Here is an 18,273-nt window from a genome sequence, read left to right as displayed (position 1 = left end):
TTAAAGACGGATACGAATTGCTGAACGTATTCCTTGAAATACCCCTACTAGGAGTGTTAATGGGCCGAGAGATACTTCTGAATTAGCAACATCATTTTTTGATTCAGTTGCACAAAATTCTGTCTTAACTAAACCAAAATCAGATTTGAGACCGTAACCAGTTATAGCAGATCCATTAAGCTTAGCTTCAACCAGTCTTTGATAAAATGAAACAAAATAAAAATCAACCTTCAATCCTCCAATCCAATCCCATTTGGCATCAGCATTAACTTTGTTATGAGGTGAATCCTGTCTAATCATTGGGGCACAAAATCTAATTTCAGGAGCTTCAAATTTAATTTTTGAGGTAGAAGATAATTCTGTACAGCCATTTACATTTAAATTATAAGAACCTGTAACTTCATTTTTAAATGAAGATTCGTGAGTGTACTTAGTTAAACCTTTGACAGTTTCTTTGAGACCTAATTTAAAATTATTTGTCACAAGTTTGTCAGTAATGTTTTCGTAAGGGCTTTCGAAAGTATCCTTAACTGGTGATTTAAATTTAAGAATTGTGGATTTTTCGACGTTTAAAGTGTGATTATCATTTAAACTTTCCTTTAAATCACCGTTAATTCTCATTATTCTATTCTTCGAGACATTTATTATTTGGTTACCTTGAGTTAAGGTAACGTTTTGACCACCGTCTAATACCTTGTGAATTTCACCTTTAGTAATGTTAACAAGCTGACCTGAACTCTCAATATAATCTTCTCTTCTATTAAAAAACTCTGCAGTGTCCTTATCATTTATTAATGTTGTTCGAGAACCAGTGCCAACAAAAAGTTTCTCATTTCCATTATGAACTTTTACGGAACAATTATTTTCGATATTTATAAATGCATTTGGCATAGAACCCTCTATTAGTTTAATAAACTAAATCCAAAAATTGAAATCATTACTATACTTAACTCAATTCCAGCAATTTTATTTGTATTTTTTAGTGCTTCCTCTTTCTTTTCAACTATCTTAAAATCATTTTTGTGTACCATCTTGTCAATTTTCCAAGCATACTGTGTTAATTGAACTTCCGCAACTTTAGCTTCACAACCAATTCTACTTGTGATACAAAATTTCACATTATCTTTTTTAATCTCCCCTGCTTCTACATTTAAAAATGCTAATAACAAATAAAGGTTGGTTTGATAGTCAATAGCACTAGTACCCAAAATATCTATAATGCTATTACTGGAGATGTTGATTCTAGATGTGGATTTTATATTGGCTTCACCACTATTTACAGAAGTTTTCCAAAAATTTTTAGTTTTTTCCGTATAACCAGAGTCACTAGTATATTTAGCCGCAGAAGATTTAACAGTTTCATCTAATGAATCCATCTCTATAGTAGTTTTCTTTAAAACATCTACCACATGAATTCCACCTATCTTATCAGAAGTTTGACCTCTAAATGTTCTGTTAGTTTCACCAGAAATTGTTTGTCTATAATCTTTAAAACAATCAGAATTAGCTGATTTAACGTCAAGAGTCCGATTCCCTTCAACTACTGTTATTTTTTGTGATCCAGATTCAATGTTTATAGTCTGGTTACCATCAAAAACCTTATGTTCCTCACCACCACTGATTCTTGTAGTTTGTCCATTAAATATATATAACTCACGCCTGTTAGAAAAAGTATTTTTTTCTAGAAGTTTGACCTTGGTATATCTTGTACCAGTATTAACAGAATGAGTGAGATTACCCTCTATAACTTGAGTTTCAAGATTATTTAGAATATTTTCTGTATAGTTTCCCGCCATCATACCCCCCAGTTAGTTATCATTTTTTACACCAACCACTTCGTTTTTAATAGAACCAGCTTTATTATTAACATCTTTCTTTTCAGGTATACGAAGAGGTTTAGTACCGAACTTTTTGATATAATTATCTAACTTTATCAAACCGTAATCCGATTTGGAAAACCAATTTACTGCACCTAACACAGTACCCGCTTTTTCATCAAATATTCTTGTAGTAAAAGACGCTAAGTAAACGTCACCTTTGAAAGGCTTTTCTGTTTCTTTATTTTGCTTATATATATAGTGTAAGGGAGTCTCAATTGTTATTTTAGCATTTCCTAAAATCTCAATTTTTGGAGAATCAAATTTAATATTTCCTGAAGACCAAATATCAATATAACCATCTACATCAGTTATCCATTCACCTGAAGTAACATTGTGCTCAAACCCACCATTTCTGTTATATTCAGTTAAGCTATTAGTTACATTCTCTTCAATACCTAATTTAAAAGTATTAGTAACTGAGGAGCTAATAACATCGTAAGTTTTATCATATGTTTCTTCAACAGAGGTTCCATAAGTTCTCTCAGTTATTTTTTCAACTGTTAAATCATATTTACCTTCAACTGTATCAACACCAAAAAGTCCTACATCTAAACTTCTAGTACCCGAACTAATTGTAACAACTTGATCACCTTTAACCTCGATTACTTGATCATCTGAAAGTATTGAACGCTCCTCATTACCATGAATATGGGTTTTTTGACCACCGGCTAAAATATGTTCATCTCTTCCATTTTTAAAAGTACCTTTTTCTAGCTGTTTGACCTTAGTGGTTCTACTTCCACTTTCAACTATATGAGATTCATTACCATTATGGACAGTAAATTCAACATTATGCTGAATCTTCTTATAAGCACTAGGCATTAAACTCCCCTCTATTAACCGCAATTACCAACTGTTAAGTAAAAGTCATTCTTAACAAATATCTTCATATCTTTTTCTGCTTGAATGTCAACCAATTCATCTCCTTGTTTGTCTCTAAACAAAAGGAAATTTTGATTGTCGCTACCACCTTGAATTGTTCTTGTGCGGAAGCCTGAGGTATGAGAATCATCTGGTAGATTAACTAAAGGCTGGTTATCCTCGTTATAAACCCTGCCGATAATTAATGGTCTATCTGGGTTACCACCAATAAAATCAATAACAACTTCATCTCCAATACGAGGAATTTGTAAACCACCAAAACCAGTACTAGCCCAAGGACTTGATACACGAACCCAACATGAAGAGTTCTCATCTTTTTTACCATCACGATCCCAATGGAATTGCACTTTAACCCTACCATATTTGTCAGTGTAAATAACTTCTCCAGATGGACCTACCACTGTAGCAGTTTGCGGACCATGAGTTTTAGGCTCAGGAGATCTTCGTGCAGCACGAAATTGAATAGATGCTGGTAAAGAATAGAAACTAGTACTAAAGAAATCTTGTCTGCCAGAATTGGAGGAATATCCATTTACTTGAATCATATAGTGAGCACTGACAACAACATAACCTTGATTTTCAGCAACTCTAGGATGATTTGCCAGAGTGAATTTATATCCTGGACAAATTCCTCTTATGTTTGAATCCGCTTCTACAATCTCCTGAGGAACTTTCAATTCCTCGAGTCTTAATTTAGTATAATTGTCTCCGTCGGATAATTCCTGATACCCCCCTTGCCACTCATAAACTTCAATACTATCATCACCATCTAATTGGTTTTCTTTATCGGTATCTAATGCAAAACTTGGCTTTCTAAAATCAAAATCTACAACTGTATATTTAGAAGGTGTTACTACAGCATTATGCCTCCATGAAGTAATAACCTCTCTAGAATCAAATATCTTAAATCCAGATGACAAATAATTAAGAACCTCATAAGAAGGGAATTCTTCGTGAGCGGAAGCATCATCAGCGATAATCATAGTCGATTCATTTTTATCATGCTTAAACCAGTAATACATCCCTTCATGTTCCATTAACCTTGAAACGAAATTGAACGGTGATTCATCATATTGAACTACGTATTCCCAATTTCTATACGAACCTGAAAGTTTAAATTCATATTTAATTTCAAATTTGTCTAATACTTCTTTGATTATGTCTTCAATTTTTTTATCTTGGAAAATTTTATAATCTTTACCTTGGGTTAGGTACCATAGAGGTGGCACAACACTTGCTTTGTAAACTAAATATTCAGAACCATCTTGATCAGTACCTACTAGTTCAAATTTACGTACACGACCAGTTAAATACCTAGGAGCCGACATAAAAGACTCAATCTCAACGGTAAGCTGAGTTCCAAGCATTTTTCTAACGTCAATAAAATGATCCATTGAAGCAAGTTCAACTTCAAATTCATACAAATTTGAAAGGGATTCATGCCCGTTAAGACTTAAAAACTGAAGACTAGGTATCGCTACATGTGCGATTGCGTGACGGTCTGCCATAACTACTAACTCCTGAGAAGTAAAACTAGAATACTTCTGAAATATGAAAATTCAATTAAAGGGAAGGGAATTCTTTAAGACAATAATAAGGATTTAGTATTTCAATTTCGTGACAGAATCAGGAAGTTTATTTAAATTCAATACCTTATATTTTCAACATGTGTTTATTTAACACAACTAAATTACATTTTTAAATAATTTGGAATTTACAATAGCTCCAAATAAAATAAGTCCATTGAAAAAGATCTCGTTAACTTTTCTTTCAACACCTTTAATACTTTAATAATTAGGGAAACCTGGGGGGTTAACTAAGACTTCACAAAAATTATTATTTGCAGGAACTAAATCTTTATAAGCACCTAAGATTAAGAGTTTTTATAAATTCAGAAGAATTAATTCTCTAAAATTCTCCTTAACACCTCTTTTGGTAATCTCCTCGGTTTATTTAAATAAGGTGATCTTATAGGTGTAATGCATGACATATCTATATCTTTATTTGAAAAATTTGCTGTGTATTTATCCAAACAATTCTGCAGATGATTTACTTTATCTTGCCAAAAGTCCTTATTATCGTATTTGGAATAATAATAAGCATAGTGATGGTCGTATTTCTCTAACAATATTCTAGCTAGTTCTAAGTAGATACTTATCCACAAATGCATCATTTCATTAGATTCTGGACTTACTTCGGATCTATATGCCATATAAGGAATAAAATAACTGAATGCACACTCATAAGCAGATTCTGCAGTTGGGTAAATAAGAACTTCACTACAGAAAATTTTTCCTTGTGGGCTTGGACGATATACTAACTCATCCCTTGAATCCCATTTCTTTTTTTACCTTCTTCAAATAATTTATTAATCTTATATTTTGGATAGCTTTCTCTTGTTTCCAGGACACTTTTAATGAATTCATCTTTAGTTTTATTTCTATCATTGTTAGCTAAAGATGGATTTATAGTAATCAATACACACACAAAAATATAAATAAAACTATTTTTTAAGTTCATATATAATTAACCTTTAAAAACCCTACAGTATCAAAATTATTTTTAACTCTGCTTGTTAATAGGTACTCACATAAACTTGTCCATAATTCACCACCCGAGCATGACACACAACCATGAGAGGTTTGTCCAAAATGAAGATAGCGGTCTGTTATGTTTTCACTACCTATTAGTAATTCAAGACCAAACCATACTTTATATAAATGTGTATCAGTATTATATGTAGTAGATCCTTTATGAGGATAATCAGGAAACTTAATTCTATAAATAGAGTCTAAAATTATTTGAAACCCTGGGTGATAGGGTCTACCCCATGATTTACAATGCAAGTTACCTATAGGGGTTACAAGGATTCCATGAATTTGTTTCTCTTCTTTGCTACTAGCACTAACATTAAGATTTAAAACCAAATTAACATTCTCTCTATAATTAAGCATCCTACCCATGAAAGGGTCACCATTTTTTAAACTTATTGAAGCTTCCTGATTCTTATATAACCCTTCGTAAAATGAAAAAAATCGCCTCTCATTCTTAATCTCACCAAGAATAACTCTTGTATAAGAGGGAACAGATACTTCTAAATGACTATTCAGTTTAACCCTCCAAAATCCATCATCTGAGTGCTTAAAGCAATCTATACCTTTATAAACCATACTTAATGAAAGAAAAATTCTTAAAGCATTATAAATATAAATAAGTATTATGAACTTATAGTTACTTGAACAAAAATAAGGTTATGGCACTTTACTATTTTGTGGTGTAATCGGCAATTAAAATGGACTCCCTCTAATTAGTTAGAATAGCGATTTTTTAGGTCGCAATTCAAGTTAGATGAGGAGGCGATTTTGTTCATTAAAAACTTATATCAGCTGGGTTATTCGATTAAGCTCACAAAAGAGCTTGATGTTTCTAGAAATACTGTACGTAAATACCTTAGGGAAGAAAAGGAGTCCTCTGCCTATTCTCCTAGAGAAAATATAGTTATCAAACTTGATCCATACAAATCCTATTTATCACAGAGGATAGCTCAGGCTCACTCTGAGTGGATAGCAACCACTGTGATTTTTAGAGAAATAGTAAAGCTTGGCTATGAGGGTAAGATCCGAATACTAAGCGAATATGTTAGAAATTTTAAGCCCAAAGCTAAGGAAGAGCCACTGGTGAGGTTTGAAACAGAGCCAGGCCGTCAGACGCAAGTGGATTTCACCATTATTAGAAGTGGTGTGGCTAAGAACAATCCACTAAAAGCCTTTGTGACCACATTGGGCTATTCAAGAGCCAGTAATGTAATTTAAGAAATACTATTATTAATGCTGTTAGAAAAAGAACTACTGTGTTATGTATAGCTAAATAATAAAGGTTGAAGCCTGTTGTTAAGAGTTTTGAAGAACTTCTAGCTTAAAAAGATATAACAAGAAAATTTCTCTATTAAACAAAGATGAAATAAATTAAATTTACTTTGAGATTTTTTAAAATATTCAAGTCCTAACACAGGAGTATCTTAAAAGTTAAACATTTTATCTAAATTATCAAGAGCTATAATTGTTATGACTTTAGCGGTATCAGTGTACAATATTACAATTCTAATAACAAATAATAAACTATTGCACAGAAATCCTCTACTATAGTGGTGGTATTGTTACAGGTGTAGCAGGTGGGAGCGTGGCTGCAATGCTATGTGGTTCTGGTGTCCCAGCATGCGTGGCTTTAGGTCTTTGTTATTTGGTGGACCAAGTTTTTTAATGAATTTAAAACCCTGCAGTTCATTAACTTTATTAAGTTTAGAAAGTGTTCAAGACATTAGAACTAAATCATTAATTACTTGATGAAAATGGTCATAAACAATTAGTTGAAGGACCCTTTTTGGAATGCCAGCTTAATTTTGGAGAAAATTATTTGGTGTTTTTGTCGAACAATTACCCATTTGAAGATACTCTTTATATCTATTTTTTAAATAATAATCTTGTTATTTTGAAGAAAGTCTCTATATTGGCCCTTATTCAACAGGATTTTTTCGACTATTGATTTACGATGAAGAAAACTTAGTGAAGTATAAATTCTACAATGATGGAAAGATTTGGAAGTTGAAAATAAAAGAAAAACCATCTTTAATGCCAATCTTTGAAGATTCTACTATTCATAGAAATGGTTTATTTCCAACTAAATGGATGATATTTTGTTGTGAGAAGACCGAATTAAAAAAATAGATGATTATTAAATTTATTTTTGAGAGAAAAAATTCATTTTTAAACTAAAGACTGCCCACCTGATTTGGTGATTCACTTAATTAGTTAATTTAATTCAAAATGCCTGATAATGCGGACTAAAATTGAATCTTAAGATTCTGCAATGATATCCTTTTTTAAGATTCAAAACACAAAATAGTAAAGTGCCATAACCTTATTTTTGTTCAAGTAACTATAAGTTCATAATACTTATTTATATTTATAATGCTTTAAGAATTTTTCTTTCATTAAGTATGGTATATAAGGGTCTAGATTGTTTTAAGCACTCTGATGATGGATTCTGGAGGGTTAAACTGAATAGTAATCTGGAAGTTTCTGTTCCTTCTTATACAAGAGTTATTCTTGGTGAGATTAAGAATGAGAGGCGATTTTTTTCATTTTACGAAGGGTTATATAAGAATCAGGAAGCTTCAATAAGTTTAAAAAATGGTGACCCTTTCATGGGTAGGATGCTTAATTATAGAGAGAATGTTAATTTGGTTTTAAATCTTAATGTTAGTGCTAGTAGCAAAGAAGAGAAACAAATTCATGGAATCCTTGTAACCCCTATAGGTAACTTGCATTGTAAATCATGGGGTAGACCCTATCACCCAGGGTTTCAAATAATTTTAGACTCTATTTATAGAATTAAGTTTCCTGATTATCCTCATATAAGTTTTGCTCCATATAACACTGAAACACATTTATACAAAGTGTGGTTTGGTCTTGAATTACTAATAGGTAGTGAAAACATAACAGACCGCTATCTTCATTTTGGACAAACCTCTCATGGTTGTGTGTCATGTTCGGGGGGTAAATTATGGACAAGTTTATGTGAGTATCTTTTATTAAGCAGAGTTAGAAATAATTTTAATACTGTAGGGTTTTTAAAGGTTAATTATATATGAACTTAAAAAATAGCCTTATTTATATTATTTTGTGTGTGCTGACTGTTATAAATCCATCTTTAGCTAACAACGATAGAAATAAAATTAAAGATGAATTCATTAAAAGTGCCCTTGAGACAAGAGAAGCCTTTCCAAAAGATGAGATTGAAAGATTATTTGAAGAAGGTAAAAAAAAGAAATGGGATTCACGGAGTCAAATAGTTTATCGTCCAAGCCCACAAGGTAAAATTTTCTGTGATGGTGTTCTTTTTTACCCCACAGCAGAATCTGCTTATGAGTGTGCATTCAGTTATTTTATTCCTTATTTGGAATATAGATCCGAAGTAAGTCCAGAATCTAATGCAATGATGCATTTGTTGATAAGTAAATACTTAGAACTAGCTAGAATATTGTTAGAGAAATATGACCATCACTATGCTTATTATTATTCCAAATACGATAATAAGGACTTTTGGCAAGATAAAGTAAATCATCTGCAGAATTGTTTGGATAAATACACAGCAAATTTTTCAAATAAAGATATAGATATGTCATGCATTACACCTATAAGATCACCTTATTTAAATAAACCGAGGAGATTACCAAAAGAGGTGTTAAGGAGAATTTTAGAGAATTAATTCTTCTGAATTTATAAAGAGACTGTAAATAATAAAATTAAGAAAAAAATTAGTTACCGTCCAAAAATATGCTTAATAACGTCATCTGGTAATTTTCTAGTTTCATTTAAAAAAGGAGATTTGGTAGGGATTATACAAGAAGCATCTACGTTTGCTTTTATAAAGTTTCTCGTATAATTATCGAGGCAGGTTTGTAGATGCGATACTTTTTTCTCCCAAAAAATCTTGTTATCGTATTTTGAATAGAATTCTGCGTAATGAAAATTGTATTTATCCATCAAAATTCGTGCTAATTCTAAGTTCGTGTTTATCCAAACAATATCAATATCCTTAAGGTTTGGATTTTTATTGTACGTATTGGACAAATAGAATATAAAGTAATTAAATGCACATTCATATGCCGATTCAGCTGTTGGATACATAAGTACAGAGGCACAGAATATTTTTCCCTGTGGACTAGGTTGATATATTAAGTTTTCTCTGTAGTCTGTTTTCTTTTGTTTGCCTTCTAAAAAAAATCTCTCATTTTCAGATATTGAAATTGATTCTCTTGCATCCAAAGCTTTATTTATATAGTCCATATCGACTACATGTTTAGTATCAGTTGCAAACGACTGAGAACAAAGAGTAGTAATAAGACCAATTAGCGTTAATAAAAGTTTAAATTTATTCATATGTAATTAACTTTCAACAAACCAACGTTATCTAAACTATTCTTTAAGCGACTCCTAAGCAAAAGTATAACCAATGATGTCCATAATGAACCTGAAATGCAGGATACACACCCCCAAGAAAGAGAACCAAAATGAAGGTAACGGTTAAAGAAGTTCTCATAACCAACTAGCAATTCTAGCCCAAACCAAACCCTATAAAACTTGCTGTAATTATTGTATCGACTAATACTTTTATGTGGGAAATCTGGAATCTTTATCTTATACACATTGTCCAATATTATTTTTTTACCCTCTTCATTTGCAAGCCCCCATGACATACATTTCAATTGTCCTACTGGTGTTTCTAGAATTCCATGAATCTGGGACATAGATTGATCTCTAGAAACATAAAGTTTTAAGACAAGTTCTATATTGTCATAATACGTTATGCACTTTCCAACAAATGGGTTGCCGTACTTTAACGAAATAGAAGCATTCTTACTCCTGTGCACCCCATCAATAATGGTAAATTTTTGTCTATCCTCAATGACATCACCTAGTATAACCCCAGTGAAACTAGGGACGGATACCTCAGACTCATTATCCAATCTTACTTTCCAAAATCCATCATCAGTTAATTTAAAACAGTCTAAATTATTCATCTTAAATATTTATATAAAAAAACCAATTTAAAATAAAATTGTTAAAATTTTATGTACCTAGTCACTAAAATAACTTTATGTTAATTCATCCTAGTCTTCTTAACGGACCTAAAAATTTATCAGTTGTTTTTATTAGGTGAAAGTTAAAAGTGAGAATTGTAGCAATGTTACGATTGAGAATAGAATTGCGAATTACCTGTAAATCCTTTGCACACAATAATTACGATTAAAAAAACGTTAATTGTAGCTATTAGTAAATTATCTTAGATTTATCTGCTCACATTTTTGTGCATGTCAACGGCAATCCAAATTTAACCCCTTTTTAACTAAATCGGCAATTCTCGAATAAGCTCTGATTTAGATCACTTATAAATGCACAAAATTTTTATTAATGAGTGCTCTGTAACATTGCCTATTTCAGATACAGTAAAACAAAAAAATTTAACTATAAGTTTTAAATATAATGACAGTTTTTTAAAATAGCTACTCAACTAGTGGAACCTTGTCGAGAGTTTTTTTAAACTCAGGCACAAACCTCCAGGGCTTTCCTGTGAGTGCAGAAGGAGTTACTTTTTTACATTCACTAGTTGTAACTGGCTTTCCCGAAGTTCTAAATAATTCCACACACTTTAATAATATGTCAGCCCTTTTTTCCCAATATTTTTTATTGTTCAATCTTGGGTGTGTGAATATTTCATCATTGGGAGTTAATTTGGCTAATATCTTATTAACCGCTAATAATCTCGATTCAATATCATTGAGTACAGATAGGTCATTATCTTTATCTTTAAATTTTGTTAATGCTATAAAATAAAGTGCATGTTCGCATTTAAACAAAGTTTCTAAAGTAGGATAATTCGGTGCACAGTAATACTTAAATAGACCATATGGTCCATAGTAATGTTCTCTAATTATATCTTGCTGCAAAGCCTTAACGAATTTGTTCTTATCAGCCTCTGAAACATTCTTTCTTGAATATTTTTTGAACAATAGCTTCAGCATCTATTTCTGGTGATGAAAGTACACACTCAGAAAAGCTAGATAAAATTAATGCGAAAAACAACCTTAAAACTTTATTCATAGATCACATTCAACAGAGCCAAAATGGGTTGCTTATTTGGAAGTTTAGGTGATGAGTTATACATGAAAATTACAGGCTCATAAATTTTTATATGCAAGTCTGAATATGCGAAACTTTTTTCCCCAAAAAAGAGTCGCAGACTTCCAAGATATTAATTCTCTAAAATTCTCCTTAACACCTCTTTTGGTAATCTCCTCGGTTTATTTAAATAAGGTGATCTTATAGGTGTAATGCATGACATATCTATATCTTTATTTGAAAAATTTGCTGTGTATTTATCCAAACAATTCTGCAGATGATTTACTTTATCTTGCCAAAAGTCCTTATTATCGTATTTGGAATAATAATAAGCATAGTGATGGTCGTATTTCTCTAACAATATTCTAGCTAGTTCTAAGTAGATACTTATCCACAAATGCATCATTTCATTAGATTCTGGACTCGATTCGGATCTATATGCCATATAAGGAATAAAATCACTGAATGCACACTCATAAGCAGATTCTGCTGTGGGGTAAAAAAGAACATCACTACAGAAAATTTTACCTTGTGGGCTTGGACGATAAACTATTTGACTCCGTGAATCCCATTTCTTTTTTTTACCTTCTTCAAATAATCTTTCAATCTCATCTTTTGGAAAGGCTTCTCTTGTCTCAAGGGCACTTTTAATGAATTCATCTTTAATTTTATTTCTATCGTTGTTAGCTAAAGATGGATGAACAAATGTCATTAACAATAATATAATTTTCGTTATGTATGCTCTAAATTTCATGTGTATTTGACCATTAAAAACCTACGGAATCAGAGTTATTATTAAGACTGTACATCAGCACCAACTGCAATCCAAATTTAACCCCTTTTAAACAAAATTGAAAATTCAAATTGCCCTTCTGAACGCAACCTGCAACAGTAACCATTTAGTAATATGTAACACTATTCGGTCTCATTGCCATCCCAAATGTTACAAGTCAAATATTCACTCTGTAACGAGTTGAGAATATAATCTAGCGAAATTTCTATACAACTTTTTTACAATATGAAAACATTCCTTGATATTTATCCAAAAGTTATTTCTTGCTGTTTGTTGTTTACCTCTACGTGTTACTCTTTTGCACAGGAAGCACAAATCCAGTCGGTTGATGTTGTCGATTACACATCCGACTCAAGCTCAGAAAAGTTAATAGGTAATAGTGACTTTCTTCTGAACAGTGACGATGTGTCTAGCGATCAAATCAAACGCTATCGTGCGGTTTCGTTGGGACAGACTATCGAGAAGGTGAGTGGCGTTCAAAACAACAGTATGGGTCCTAACAATGGTCAGCCCCAAATCCGCAGTCTGACTGGATCTCGCGTATATGTATCCGAAAATGGGCTTGCTGTTTCAGATGTAGCGGGCTTTGCGGGGACGATGCCGTTGGCAGTCAACCCTTTTCTTGCGGAGGGCATAACCGTGCGTAAATCCTCTGCATCCGTTCTTTTCGGGGGCAATGCTATTGGCGGGGCTGTTGATGTGAATACGGCGTTGATACCGAATGCATTGCCAGAGAGGATAATTCAAGGGAAGGTGGAATTTAGTGGCGGACCAAATGCTACTCGATTGCAGGCGTTTTCTCTTAATGGGCGTGCTGGTAAATTTGCGTGGCACATTGATGGAATGAACAATAACATCGATGAATACAAGATTCCAGGAAATTCTAAAGCTGATATCTGTTATGACGGGAATTTTTTGCTCAAAAAAGATGGGGGACGTGAGGATGAGATTTTGAGGCGTTGCCAGACAGTGTTGGAAGTTGAATATTATTTCGAACCTAAGTCTTTTAAGTATATTAACAAGTATTATTTAAGCGAGCTTAAAAAGGGGCCTGAGGCGGCTCAAGCATATATCGATAGGTATGGAATTGGTTTAGGTGATGTGTACTCGACCAAGCTTACCGACTATAACAAGTACTATTTCGAAGAAAATCCTGATTACGACCCGTCATTGCCACCAGGAGAAAAGGGCAAGCGATTGCTAGGCGTTAAAGATAAGGTTCCGACTAAAAAGGGAGTACTTTCTAATAGTCATCTCGATAATCAAAATATCTCCGTTGGTGGGAGTTTTGTAGGTAAAAACGGATATATTGGCATCGCCTATAGTAGATATCAAAACGAATACGGAGTTCCTGGATTTGCGACGCTAGTATCGAAAGTTGCGGGGGCGGATGTATTGCCAGTTAATATTATTTCATCTCAAAATCGTTGGCAGCTAGAGGGTTTGTACAGGCCAAACAGCAAGATCCTAAATAATATCAAAGTGCAAGCAGCCCTGACGGATGCGGATAACAACTCATATCTAGGGCATATATTTGCAAGTAGTCTGAATTCAAGATCTAAGCAAATTAGGGTTGAACTTAATCATTCTTTAACTGATTGGTCGCAAGGTTCGTTTGGTATCGATGCACGCAGACGAGATATCACTTCTAGGGGTGCCGATAAATTTCTGCCCGATACTCAAAGCGATAATTTAGGAATATTTTTGGTCGAGAAATTGCAGACAAAATACGTTGAGGCAGAGCTCGGGTATAGGTTAGGGAAAGTCAAACACACAGCCAATCCCAACACAATCGGTAAAACTGATAGTGCGACGGCTTTTTTCATAAGAAAAAATAACAGTAGGTCATTTGATTTGCACAGTACGACGGTGGCTTTGACAGTTAAGCCTATCAATATTTTGCGACTACGTGCTCAGTATAGTCGCTCACAAAGAGCTCCTGAGGTTAATGAATTATTTGCACACAATAGAAATTTTGCAAATCTCGTAAATGAAAATGGTGACCCCGAACTTAAAAAAGAGACGGCAGAAACTTATGAAGCTGGGGCGGAGCTTTCGATTCTAGGGGGCTCTGTGCGTGCTACTGCATATAAAACTTACTACAAAGATTATATCTATGCAGGTTTCACAGGTGGTAATCAGGATGGAGATATGGCACGACGTGAATGGCGTCAGGGTGATACTAAAATTTCAGGACTTGAGCTTGAGTGGACGAACCTGTGGGACCTTGGATCGGCTGGAGAGCTTGAAACTAGGCTATTTGCGGACATTGTAAAAAATCAACCTGTGGCTCAGTATGCTGTAGGGTCTGTAAAGGATATAAGCAAATTAACACCACAACAAAGACATGACTATTTACGTAGCACACGTGATGGCAATGTTATGCCCAACCTCCCTACTTCTCGCTACGGTGCAAGTCTAAACTGGAAACGCGGAGGATGGCAGTTTGCTACAAGTGTTACTCGATATAAGAATCAGACACGCTTAGGTCGCAATACTACTGGTCCCGAGATATCTCTAGGTGGTTATACGATGGTTGATGCTTATGCAAGTTATTCACATAAGATAGCAAAAAATTTTTCTGCAGAATGGTTTATGGATGCACGCAATTTAACTAATACTGAAGCAAGGCCTCACAACTCAATCTTGAGATTTATAGCACCATTGCCAGGACGGTCAGTGAGGGCGGGACTTAAGGTGACTTTTTAATATTGTGGTTGGAGATTTTTGTAGAGTGGGGTTACTTGGTCTCATATGAGGACTAAGTAATCCTCTCACACGTGCAATCAACTTACAACAGTCAGTTTACCGTCTAGGGTAATAGTTCCTGTTCCAAGCGTGACATTCTTCTTGCTCTGAAGATTTGCAGATATATCAGCTGTATACTGGATACTTCTAGCATCCACACGGTCCACGCCCTGCACAACTTTTCGAGACTGCTGGAAGTTTTGTCTTATGGACTGTGCCTTAATATCATAATTTTTTGAAGTGCTTCTGATATCTGAAGCTTTTAAATCGTAAGTCACAGACACGATTTCAACATTATTTGTATTTAGGTTTAAATGATTATTAGCCGCAAGCCACATATCGTGTGCTTCAAAGCGTAATCGCTGACCAGTAAATTGCAATTCATGCGATTTAATGGTCTCAACGTTTGTAAAATCAAGTGTCAGTTTACGATTTTGAACTGCTTTCAATACGCCTAATATAAAATGCCCATCTTCTTGATCAAAATCGATTAGAACCTTATCCCCGATAGCAAGTGTATGATGGCAAAAGGCTGCTTTTTGTGCTTGGATAGTCTCTTGGTTTGTAAGCTGAACTTCGCATAGGCCACCACCTAGAAAGTTAGTAATAGTGCCTCGTGTAAAGCTAGAAGAACCATCCTCCTGTCCCCTAGCCTGCCGTGAAAGCAATGCATTAAGTTCATCGCTTTTTTGGAGCAACGTATCTATAAAAACTTCTTTTTGTTGGTCTAGAGATTGAGGCACAAGTCTAATTCTTTCTTATAAATTACCTAATTGTACAAGAATTATGACAATTGGACAAATTTTATATTAAATCAATAAGTTACACTGTGGGCCTACCACCAAGTCTAGGTTTCCAAGTAGCTATCAATCCTGACTGCAAAGATGACAATTCAAGCTCTGTGAGCATATTAATAGAAACGTGACGAGAAAAGAATTGGTCTAAAATTGATCCAAATAAATAAGGACTAATACCTGCAAATTCATTTTCATCGACCAATACTTTAATACTAACTCCACGACCAAATACTATAGAACCTCTGACAGGCATACGTCTATAAATAGGCTCAAGTTTAATGCTTCTAATCCCCTGAATTTGTCTAGCTAACATCGGATCTCCAAGGTCAGAGTAAATATGCAATAATTCTCTAACCGCCTCCGCACCAGATTCCTCATTAGAGTCTAACAAATTAAGGTAATTTAAATTTAAGTGATTGATCAACCGCCACGAATAAGCTTCTCTGCCTATTGGAGCCCTTGTACGAGTTGGTTTTTTTATAAAACTTATCCTATCTACCGGAACAGAAACATTAAATCTAAAATCAACATCTCCACCACTGTTAAAAATATATGGCAAGTCCCTATTCGTGGACATCGTCTCAATATTAAGTCCAAATACTGTATGATTGTCGTAAGGAGGATTATCGACATCTACGATTGAAATAAAGATTTCACTTCCTCGATAACCAGTTCTTCTGCTAATTTGATTAGCACTAAGAGATGCTTTACGTGCTTCACGCCTAACAGAATAAAACTGATGGATAGTTTGACCTTCAGCTCCATAAACATCAAAAAATGGTCGAAATTCCTTAGTCTCTTTAGCTCCAGGAGCATTTACCGTAACCTTAGTCAGCGAGTAGATTTCATAATCAAGAGGTTTAGCCTTATCCACGACTACATGATACTCATGAGCATTCGGGAGGATATTTATCCTATTAGCCAACATAGGAAACAAATTAATAACTGGAACACTATGTAGACGCAAGTTTTCAGCTGTAATTACACCCTCAAGGTCATGTGCAATTTTATCGAACAGGAAAGTGACCTCAAAAGACTTGATCTTTTGCTTTTGCAGTTCCTCTGGCAATGTTATTGCTTGCTGTATCCCACTTAAACTTACATATAAATACTTGTACGGAAATGCAAAATATTCATGAAGTAGTCTGTATCCCTGAAAAACCCTGCTATCAGTTGGCAATAATGATTGATTCGTCTCAAACCCCTCATGCTTGAGATTTTTTACATCAAGAAATTTTGTCCATCTAACTGGTCTCTCATGATCGTGCACAACTATGCCGATAGTGTGAGCCATAAGCATCTCAAGGAGTTTGTGAGTATAAACCTCTTCGCCATTAAGAAAAAAATTCAACTTATTGAAGTTTTTCAAATCTGCAATATTACTTCCGCCTACGACTTTGATTTGAACTCTAAGTGCACTTCTAATTTGCTTGTTTCCTCTAAAACTTTTTAAAAGTTTAGGAGGTAGGTCGCTCATAGAGGATGTAACTTCAGCTTCTTCAATTACTAATGGGTGAAATGTAACCTCACTTCCAGTAGAAAATCGGCACTCTTTGCCACCAGTCCTAGCTCTGAAAACTGTACCTTTTGGCAATGTATACCCTTTTACTAGGTCCCCCTTTTTAGAATTAACATCGAAGTCGATTATTCCGATTGCAGGTGTAGGTGATACGTAGTGTGGGTACAGAACTTCTAGCAAATTCTGTGTAAATTGAGGAAACTCGGCATCCATTTTTTTATGGATACGGGCTGTTAAAAAGCTAAAGCCCTCCATAAGACGCTCAACATAAGGGTCGGGAACTTGTATGCCCTCCATACCCAAACGACTAGCAACTTTTGGATATTGCTCAGCAAATTCTCGTCCCATTTCGCGAATATAAGCTAACTCGCGATTGTAGTACTCAATAAAATCGTTTTCCATTATAAGGATCCTCTACCTTCGTCCTTAATCTCCATGTGACCTGACTCTAAGTCAACTGAGGTACGTAGAAAAAACTCCATAGGATGAGGGTTACACCATAATCTGCCCTTGATTATAAGAGACAACACGTTGTAGTGTTCTAAATCTGACTCTTCTAATTCACAGATAACTTCAAGATCATTAGGTAAAATTCTAGGCTCAAAATTAATTATTGCGTTTCTTACTTGATTCTGAATTTCAATATGATTGATTTCTGACATTTTCTGACCAGCTACAGGGAAAACGCCAAAATTTATAGTTGAACTTTTAACGTGATTATATCCGTCCAAAGACTCAATAGATTCTAAATTAACAGTGTTTAGCAACCAACCTAAATCTCTAAGTACGGACTTTTTTAGTTGTTCAAAATTAATAACTGTAGCAGCTTCCCTGAGTTCTTTTCGTCTTTCTGGATGCTCGTCAGTAAGTTTATCAAGCAATACAGGCTGAAGTTTATCTTTGTAATCCTGATCGCTTTTTCTAGAGATGCTATCGAGTTTTCTTTTTTGATGAGCTGTAATCATAAATTACA

16 protein-coding genes and 1 pseudogene are annotated in these 18,273 nt (G+C 34.2%); 4 read left to right on the top strand and 13 right to left on the bottom strand.

Features of this window, described 5'->3' with window-relative positions; all coding sequences use genetic code 11:
* From KUI_RS00565 to KUI_RS00540, 6 genes and pseudogenes are all read right to left on the bottom strand, one after another.
* Positions 1-891, bottom strand: coding sequence for a hypothetical protein (locus KUI_RS00565; protein ID WP_014840036.1), 891 nt, complete (start codon positions 889-891; stop codon positions 1-3).
* Between the two features lie 11 nt (positions 892-902).
* Positions 903-1,799 carry a hypothetical protein gene (locus tag KUI_RS00560; RefSeq protein ID WP_014840035.1) on the bottom strand — a complete coding sequence of 299 codons (897 nt, stop codon included), beginning with the start codon at positions 1,797-1,799 and terminating at the stop codon, positions 903-905.
* Positions 1,800-1,808: 9 nt separating this feature from the next.
* The gene (locus KUI_RS00555) at positions 1,809-2,702 is read right to left on the bottom strand and encodes a hypothetical protein (RefSeq protein WP_014840034.1); all 894 of its coding nucleotides are present in this window, start codon (positions 2,700-2,702) and stop codon (positions 1,809-1,811) included.
* A 14-nt stretch (positions 2,703-2,716) separates the two neighbouring features.
* On the bottom strand, positions 2,717-4,270 hold the full coding sequence (locus tag KUI_RS00550; protein WP_014840033.1) for a type VI secretion system Vgr family protein: 1,554 nt from the start codon (positions 4,268-4,270) through the stop codon (positions 2,717-2,719).
* A 392-nt stretch (positions 4,271-4,662) separates the two neighbouring features.
* A pseudogene (locus KUI_RS08615) lies at positions 4,663-5,282 on the bottom strand (hypothetical protein).
* Complete coding sequence (locus tag KUI_RS00540) at positions 5,279-5,932, bottom strand: hypothetical protein (protein ID WP_014840032.1); 654 nt, start codon at positions 5,930-5,932, stop codon at positions 5,279-5,281. The pseudogene KUI_RS08615 and the gene KUI_RS00540 overlap by 4 nt, the downstream one beginning before the upstream one ends.
* Before the next feature lie 192 nt (positions 5,933-6,124).
* Here KUI_RS00540 and KUI_RS00535 point away from each other — a divergent pair, with 192 nt between their 5' ends.
* From KUI_RS00535 to KUI_RS00520, 3 genes are all read left to right on the top strand, one after another.
* Positions 6,125-6,574 (top strand): hypothetical protein, encoded by a 450-nt coding sequence (locus tag KUI_RS00535; RefSeq protein ID WP_081482423.1) that lies wholly within the window; start codon positions 6,125-6,127, stop codon positions 6,572-6,574.
* 1,184 nt (positions 6,575-7,758) lie between these two features.
* A complete protein-coding gene (locus tag KUI_RS00525) occupies positions 7,759-8,412 on the top strand; it encodes a hypothetical protein (protein WP_014840029.1) in 654 nt (217 codons plus the stop codon).
* Positions 8,409-9,029 (top strand): hypothetical protein, encoded by a 621-nt coding sequence (locus tag KUI_RS00520; protein WP_014840028.1) that lies wholly within the window; start codon positions 8,409-8,411, stop codon positions 9,027-9,029. Before KUI_RS00525 ends, KUI_RS00520 begins: the two co-directional genes overlap by 4 nt.
* Positions 9,030-9,082: 53 nt before the next feature.
* Here the strand turns inward: KUI_RS00520 and KUI_RS00515 are convergent, their stop codons facing one another.
* The 4 genes from KUI_RS00515 to KUI_RS00500 form a co-directional block, all read right to left on the bottom strand.
* Complete coding sequence (locus tag KUI_RS00515; protein ID WP_014840027.1) at positions 9,083-9,703, bottom strand: hypothetical protein; 621 nt, start codon at positions 9,701-9,703, stop codon at positions 9,083-9,085.
* Positions 9,700-10,344, bottom strand: a complete 645-nt coding sequence (locus KUI_RS00510; RefSeq protein ID WP_014840026.1) for a hypothetical protein — start codon at positions 10,342-10,344, stop codon at positions 9,700-9,702. Before KUI_RS00510 ends, KUI_RS00515 begins: the two co-directional genes overlap by 4 nt.
* A gap of 483 nt (positions 10,345-10,827) precedes the next feature.
* Positions 10,828-11,334 (bottom strand): hypothetical protein, encoded by a 507-nt coding sequence (locus KUI_RS00505; protein ID WP_126476005.1) that lies wholly within the window; start codon positions 11,332-11,334, stop codon positions 10,828-10,830.
* Between the two features lie 242 nt (positions 11,335-11,576).
* Entirely contained in the window at positions 11,577-12,197 is a 621-nt protein-coding gene (locus tag KUI_RS00500; protein WP_014840024.1) for a hypothetical protein, read from the bottom strand.
* Between the two features lie 264 nt (positions 12,198-12,461).
* On the opposite strand from KUI_RS00500, the gene KUI_RS00495 reads away from it, so the two are divergent.
* The gene (locus tag KUI_RS00495) at positions 12,462-14,945 is read left to right on the top strand and encodes a TonB-dependent receptor (RefSeq protein ID WP_013521898.1); all 2,484 of its coding nucleotides are present in this window, start codon (positions 12,462-12,464) and stop codon (positions 14,943-14,945) included.
* 77 nt (positions 14,946-15,022) lie between these two features.
* Here KUI_RS00495 and KUI_RS00490 read toward each other — a convergent pair whose 3' ends face one another.
* From KUI_RS00490 to tssE, 3 genes are all read right to left on the bottom strand, one after another.
* Positions 15,023-15,727, bottom strand: coding sequence for a DUF3540 domain-containing protein (locus KUI_RS00490; protein WP_013521897.1), 705 nt, complete (start codon positions 15,725-15,727; stop codon positions 15,023-15,025).
* A gap of 79 nt (positions 15,728-15,806) precedes the next feature.
* Positions 15,807-17,702 (bottom strand): type VI secretion system baseplate subunit TssF, encoded by a 1,896-nt coding sequence (gene tssF / locus KUI_RS00485; RefSeq protein WP_013521896.1) that lies wholly within the window; start codon positions 17,700-17,702, stop codon positions 15,807-15,809.
* Positions 17,702-18,265, bottom strand: coding sequence for a type VI secretion system baseplate subunit TssE (gene tssE / locus KUI_RS00480; RefSeq protein ID WP_013521895.1), 564 nt, complete (start codon positions 18,263-18,265; stop codon positions 17,702-17,704). Before tssE ends, tssF begins: the two co-directional genes overlap by 1 nt.
* Positions 18,266-18,273 lie beyond the last annotated feature (8 nt).

The sequence above is a fragment of the Taylorella equigenitalis ATCC 35865 genome, from assembly GCF_000276685.1.
In the GTDB taxonomy this organism is placed as follows: Bacteria; Pseudomonadota; Gammaproteobacteria; order Burkholderiales; family Burkholderiaceae_B; genus Taylorella; species Taylorella equigenitalis.
Note: the sequence above shows the minus strand (reverse complement) of the source record. Positions and strands in the feature narration are given on the sequence as shown.

Bases quoted from the DNA above. Each gene is read 5' to 3' on its own strand.
- KUI_RS00565 (WP_014840036.1), bottom strand. From the start codon at position 891: ATGCCAAATGCATTTATAAATATCGAAAATAATTGTTCCGTAAAAGTT.
- KUI_RS00560 (WP_014840035.1), bottom strand. From the start codon at position 1,799: ATGATGGCGGGAAACTATACAGAAAATATTCTAAATAATCTTGAAACT.
- KUI_RS00555 (WP_014840034.1), bottom strand. From the start codon at position 2,702: ATGCCTAGTGCTTATAAGAAGATTCAGCATAATGTTGAATTTACTGTC.
- KUI_RS00550 (WP_014840033.1), bottom strand. From the start codon at position 4,270: ATGGCAGACCGTCACGCAATCGCACATGTAGCGATACCTAGTCTTCAG.
- KUI_RS00540 (WP_014840032.1), bottom strand. From the start codon at position 5,932: ATGGTTTATAAAGGTATAGATTGCTTTAAGCACTCAGATGATGGATTT.
- KUI_RS00525 (WP_014840029.1), top strand. From the start codon at position 7,759: ATGGTATATAAGGGTCTAGATTGTTTTAAGCACTCTGATGATGGATTC.
- KUI_RS00520 (WP_014840028.1), top strand. From the start codon at position 8,409: ATGAACTTAAAAAATAGCCTTATTTATATTATTTTGTGTGTGCTGACT.
- KUI_RS00515 (WP_014840027.1), bottom strand. From the start codon at position 9,703: ATGAATAAATTTAAACTTTTATTAACGCTAATTGGTCTTATTACTACT.
- KUI_RS00510 (WP_014840026.1), bottom strand. From the start codon at position 10,344: ATGAATAATTTAGACTGTTTTAAATTAACTGATGATGGATTTTGGAAA.
- KUI_RS00500 (WP_014840024.1), bottom strand. From the start codon at position 12,197: ATGAAATTTAGAGCATACATAACGAAAATTATATTATTGTTAATGACA.
- KUI_RS00495 (WP_013521898.1), top strand. From the start codon at position 12,462: ATGAAAACATTCCTTGATATTTATCCAAAAGTTATTTCTTGCTGTTTG.
- tssF (WP_013521896.1), bottom strand. From the start codon at position 17,702: ATGGAAAACGATTTTATTGAGTACTACAATCGCGAGTTAGCTTATATT.
- tssE (WP_013521895.1), bottom strand. From the start codon at position 18,265: ATGATTACAGCTCATCAAAAAAGAAAACTCGATAGCATCTCTAGAAAA.